At 60.3% G+C, this 5,595-nt stretch carries 4 protein-coding genes and 1 pseudogene; 2 read left to right on the top strand and 3 right to left on the bottom strand.

Going from position 1 to position 5,595, the window contains the following annotated elements; translation table 11 throughout:
* Nucleotides 1–162 precede the first annotated feature (162 nt).
* The 3 genes and pseudogenes from D7X32_RS47915 to D7X32_RS42715 form a co-directional block, all read right to left on the bottom strand.
* A complete protein-coding gene (locus D7X32_RS47915) occupies nt 163–729 on the bottom strand; it encodes an IS630 family transposase (RefSeq protein ID WP_369333704.1) in 567 nt (188 codons plus the stop codon).
* A complete protein-coding gene (locus D7X32_RS42720; protein ID WP_158625868.1) occupies nt 729–1,199 on the bottom strand; it encodes a helix-turn-helix domain-containing protein in 471 nt (156 codons plus the stop codon). Before D7X32_RS42720 ends, D7X32_RS47915 begins: the two co-directional genes overlap by 1 nt.
* Before the next feature lie 99 nt (nt 1,200–1,298).
* A pseudogene (locus D7X32_RS42715) lies at nt 1,299–2,136 on the bottom strand (IS5 family transposase).
* A 344-nt stretch (nt 2,137–2,480) separates the two neighbouring features.
* Between D7X32_RS42715 and D7X32_RS45200 the strand changes: the two are divergent.
* Entirely contained in the window at nt 2,481–4,319 is a 1,839-nt protein-coding gene (locus D7X32_RS45200) for a hypothetical protein (RefSeq protein ID WP_147450490.1), read from the top strand.
* Between the two features lie 60 nt (nt 4,320–4,379).
* Nucleotides 4,380–5,165: a hypothetical protein gene (locus D7X32_RS45825; protein ID WP_158625867.1), complete on the top strand. Its 786-nt coding sequence runs from the start codon at nt 4,380–4,382 to the stop codon at nt 5,163–5,165.
* Nucleotides 5,166–5,595 lie beyond the last annotated feature (430 nt).

Raw genomic sequence — 5,595 nt, 5'->3', positions numbered from 1 at the left:
GACCGCTCACGATTCCCGAATGGCAGGTGACGCCGGGCCCCGGAAAATCGGCCTCAGCGACAGACCAGACGTCTAGGAATCGAAACCTCTGGTTTAGTACTACGACCGGGTGAAATCTGTGGGTTGGTAATGGAACTTCGCTCGGGCCTTCGGCACGGTGATTTACCAGCGAATCCGGATTCGCTGGCGGTTGGCCCACTTCTGCCAGGCCTGCGTTTCGCAGTGGAGCTTCTTGAGCGTGGGGAGGCGCCGCTTCCCCAGACACTGACGGGAGAGCAGAGAAATCTCTACCTCCGCTTGGTTGAGCCAACTGCCATGGACGGGCGTGTAGTGTGGAGTGAATCGACGCCAGAGCCGGCGCCCTGCACGTGCTCCGTATCGCACTTCCAACGCATGGCGGCTGTGGGTACTGAGGTTGTCCAGCACCAGGTGGATGGTGTTCGCCTCCGGGTACCTCTTGGCAATGTCCTGGAGGGCTTCGGTAAACGCTGGACTCCTTCTATTGGGTGTGGCCTTCACGAAATGCCACCCCGCCTTGGGCTCCACCGCGCAAAAGAGATTGGCCGTGCCACAGCGGAAGTAAGCGTAGTCACGACGTGCCTCACGCCCAGGGCAGGCGGGCGATGCCGGACGTACCCACTCGAGCAATTGCACGGGCCGCTCATCGAAGCAGACGACGGGCTCAGTGGGACACAGAGGCCGCTGGTACAGCTCCAGCACGTCTTCCATTAGCTCGGCGTACTGGGCGTCCAGCTTTGGCACGCACCACATTTTTCCCGCCACGGCTTCAAGTCATGACGCAGGAGGAGCTCGCGCACGGTTTCCCGCCCAACCTCCGGAACCAGGCCCCGGCGTATTGCTTCCTGCGTAATGAGGCGGACCGTCCAGCGGGCACGCCCCTCGAGCGGCAGTGCACACACCATGGCAAACACCTCGCTGGCCTGCTTCTCTGTGAGACGCTGCACTGCCCCGGGCCGCGGCTTCTCATGGAGCGCTGCGCTGAGCCCCTCCTCCCGGTAGCGTCTTCGGACGGTGCGCACCGTGGTTTCAGTGACGCCCACCGCCTCGGCCACACCCACAACCGTCCAGCCCTCCGCTAGCAGTTGCAGCACCCGGGCTCGCCGCACCACCCGCACCGACTCGCGTCCTCGGTGCGTCAGCGCATTCAGCGCTGCGCTGTCCTCCTGCTTCAGCTTCAACCCCTGGCTTCTCGTGTGCCCCCTCATATCCGGAGCAACAGCTGAAGCCCGCCCGTTAATCTCCACCCGGCCAAAGGATTAGAGGGTGTTGTCGAACCCTCATGGAGGCGCGAGTCGACGCAGCACGAGCGCTGTCATGACCAGCCAGACGAAAGCCTCGCTGTATGAGGGCTTCTGCTCATAGTCTTTGCTGAGGCGGCGAAAGAGATTGAGCCAGCCGAAGGTACGTTCCACGACCCAGCGGCGCTCCACCACCATGAAGCCACGAGGAAGCGGTGGCCGCTCAATCTCAGGAGACAGGCCGTACCAACGCTGCCGCCCCTCGTTGGGGCGACGGACGACCTCCACTGCCCATCCGAACTTCTCCTCCAGCCAGTACTTGCACCGGCCCGCGTAGCCCGAGTCACCCAAAGCTTCCGCATACGTGGGAAGTCTTCCTTGGACTTGCCGCCCAGCAGCAACTGCGCGCCGTCCCTGTCCTGGACATTCGCTGGATGGACCCGCAGCGCGTAAACGAGGCCTTCGATATTCACCAACAGGTGACGCTTGCGGCCCTTCACCTTCTTGCCACCGTCATACCAGACGGGCCCCCTTTTTCCGCCGTCTTCACGCTCTGACCGTCCAGCATGCCCGCACTGGAATGAGCATCACACTCTAACCGGTGGCGTGTTTCCGCGCGCAGGGCCGCGTGGATGCGCTCCAACAGCCCGGCGTCACGCCAACGTCGGAAGCAGCTGCACACCGTGTCCCACGGTGGAAAGTCGTGCGGCAACATCCTCCAGGAGATGGCTCCCCGCGTGACGTACAGGAGGGCATCGAGAATGCGCCGACGTGGATGGAGGGGCGGCCGAGCGCCCCGTTGGTAGAAGTCCTCCAGCAACGGCTCAACCAGTCGCCACTGAGCGTCCGTAAGGTCCGATGGGTAGCTCTTTCCCATGTCCTCATGGTGATCACCGCGCCGAGGTTCGACAACACCCTCTTAGACTGGGCCGGGGTTGCTGTACCGAGTTCGAGCGCTGGCGGTCTCCGCCAGCGCTCGGCGTTGTATCCCTGGCAGGACGCGCGGGGCCGTCCCCTGCGCAAGTGGGCTTGAGCGCCAAGCCGTTGCTGCGCCCAAGGGGGGAGCAGTGCTTCTCGACCGGCGCCGGCGCACTGCCCTCCCCGTGCGTCACTCGCAAGAGGCTCATCTTCTCCCCTCTACACCAGCCCACCTCCCTTTCCTTCCCCCCCTGCCTCCTCTACTCTCCGAGATGTCATCACACCCTAACGAAGGAGATCGCGGTGCCTAAGCGTAAGGAGATTGCGGTGCCTAAGCGCATTGACCTGCCTCACATTCAACGCAATGCCTCTGTGCCGAACGAGATTGTTGGGCCCACCATCATGGACCTGCCTCGCGCTCAACGCGATGCCACCGTGGGCACCACAAAGATCGAACCAAGTCTCCCGTCCGGAAACGCATATAAATTCAAGGTGTTCTCCGATGTGCCTGGAGGGGGGTGGGGATACTATCACCCTCGCATAAAGGGGGGGTGCCCGGTCTCGATGGATGCGGGAGGCGGCGTCGCTTTTTCGGAGAGTGAAGACGGCGTGGATCAGACCTTTGCGTTCTGGGAGATCTGGAAAGCATTCGCGCTGGAGGCTGGATATAGCCGCGACCTCCTCGACCAAGTGGAGCCAACTCGCGACAACTATCGAAAGCCCTCGCGGTTTCCGACTCCGGGAGGAAGACCTGCAGACGTTGAAGCGCTGCTCAAGGAGGTTCGACTTTCGTGGGAGTGGGCTAAAGGGGACCATGGCGAACCGGGGGCATATAGCATTGCAGGCATGCTCCGCGTGCCGATTCGCGGATCAGATGGAAAGATTCGCTTTGATCGCTTTGAGTTCGGCGTTCAGCTTTTCCTAGAGTTGACGTATCAGCTTTCGACTACGCCCACGCGCTACGGACTAGGGAAGACGATTCGTGCGCTGACTCTGCTACCAGGAGAAGAGCAAGAGATAACTCTGAAGACGTGGCAAACCACTGCATCTACGAAGACATCAACAACAACTCTCGTTGACTCGCTTCAGGAAGAGACGAAGTCCAACTTTCAGTCTGAGCTAGAGCGAGAGACGCAGAGTTCGTCTTCGACCGAAGACAGCTTCAAGTGGAACGTTCAAGCCGCCGCGTCAGCATCATTCTTTAGCATGGCGACGGCATCAGTTTCTGGCGGAGCCGCAGGCGAAACTAAGTCCGCAGTCAATGATGCTGTCAGAGCTGTCAGCAAATCGCTCAATGAACATGCAGCGAGCGCGAACCGAAATCGACAGATGGAGGTGAACACGAAAGATGAGCTTTCGCAGACATCCGGAGTAGAGGAGACCGTCCTACGCCGAATCAGGAACGTCAACCTCCGTCGTGCGCTTCACTTCGTTTTCAGGGAGCTTAATCAGGTCTATGAGACTCGCATACACTTGCTTGGCATTCGTGTCGGAGTGCGTTCGAATGTCCCCAACGACTATTGCCTTGTAGATATTCGAGACGCCCGAGACCTCTTTGAGGGGTTGCGGCAAGCGCTTCCGGCCGACGTCATTATGCATAATTTGGTTCGAGAAGTAGGCACAATGTTTGATGCAAAGGAAGACCTTATTCCTGTTCTAGAAGAGTACGGGCCGCCGGACTGGAAGCCGATCCCGCGTGATTCGGCATTCTTCCATAGCTTGACGGTGGCGGACTCAAAGACACCCGCCGCCAAACTCATCTCAAGCGAAGCTCGCCGCTGGAGGTTCCGGCGGAACATCAACCCACTCGCGAAAAGCTTGGCGGAAAGAGATGCGATCGGCCAGGAAGGAGAGTCCGTAAAGGTCGCGGGGCTAGTGGTGGCGCGCGATGAGGCGGTCCTCAAGACTACAAGCATTGTGACCGAGGCTCTGCTCGGTTCGGAGGATGCACTCGACAACTTCGCGTTCCGGATGCAAGAGGCGGCTGCTACGGAGAGGGAGCTCCAGAACAAGAAGATCCAGGCTGGCCTCGACGCAGTCGCAGCAGCGAAGGACCAGTCGACGGCTTATCGGGAGGTCTTTGGCCAACCCGTGGTTGTCGCGCCATGGCCGCGGAACGATGACAAGCCGCCATCGCCATGATTCGAAGCGTTTACTGCAATTCGCGACAGCCGGATCGGTCAGCGTAAGTGGAGGTTTCCTGTGTCTTCATCGAGAAGCCAGTTCTCGCTCGACATCGAACGACTCGTTGACGTTGTGACTGGTTATGGAAAGGAGGCTTCCGAACCGCCCGTGGATGGAAGTCCAGAGGACGAGCCTTGGAATCCACAGCAGCTTGTTGGCATGGCCGACGGATCAAAGATCCATGACAAGCTGATTGGAATCGTCGAGCAGTATGTTTCAGAAACATCAGACCGGATAGCTAAAGGTATCGAAAATATGGCGGAAGGGACGGAAGCGCATGCCAGGTTTGCGCGGGAGATGACAGATGAGATGGGCTACAAGAAGAAGGTCTCTAAGAATGACCAGGTGAGCTACTGGGCTGAACTCTCGACGAAGTGGATTGCCCACTTTGTAGGCGCGGATGGAGAGACACTTTGGCGCAAGGGGGTCGACGGATTCCCTGATATCACTCGAATCGAGACACCAGGGAGCCTGGTTAGTTTGCTGGAGCTGAAGCCCTATGGAAATATGGCAGGCGCCCTCAAGTCACTGGAACGATACGAGCGTGCACTCGACTTGCGGAATGTGAAGGTTCGGCGGATGGAGCTCCCAGAGTATCCGATTGGCACGACCGTTCGCGCGGGTGATTACGTGTATAGCTTCGAAGCTCCGGGAGTGGTGTACTGGCGCTACAGTACAAGCCCAAGGGTACGTGTCCCTCTGGAGTACGTGGCGCCCGTTGCGCTGATTCTCCTGGTATTGATGCTTTGCTTCGGCCCAGGGGTGTTTGCTGGTGGGGCGGCGGCGGGCGCCGCTGCCACATAGGCCAGCCACTGCCCCCTCGAGCATAGGGGAGCCGGGGCTGGAAGCTCGCCAGGTTCGCTCGTGGGCGTCGTTCGTGAGGCTCGCTCCTGTCCCGAAGCCTGCCGCCGTCCTTCCCGGTAGCGACGCACCGCGCCCACCACCGTCGAGGTCGCGCACTCCAGGGACCGGGCGACGGCGTGGCACGAAGTCCCACGTCCGCCACCGCCATGCATCTGCGGTAGGTGAGTTGGCAGCCGCTCCGAGCTGCCCACCGATGCAGCGCTTGCCGCTGCTTTCTCCTCAACCACTGCCTACCTTTGCCCTGGGGCAGGGCCTTCTCGCTCTCAGGTCTTCTGCGCACACAGAACCGAACGAGAGGTGCCCCTGCTCTCTCTTCCCGCTCGTCTCGCGCCTGCCTACCCCTCAACCTGATCTAGAATCACGAACCTCG

It is taken from the genome of Corallococcus carmarthensis (assembly GCF_003611695.1).
GTDB lineage: Bacteria > Myxococcota > Myxococcia > Myxococcales > Myxococcaceae > Corallococcus > Corallococcus carmarthensis.
Note: the sequence above shows the minus strand (reverse complement) of the source record. Positions and strands in the feature narration are given on the sequence as shown.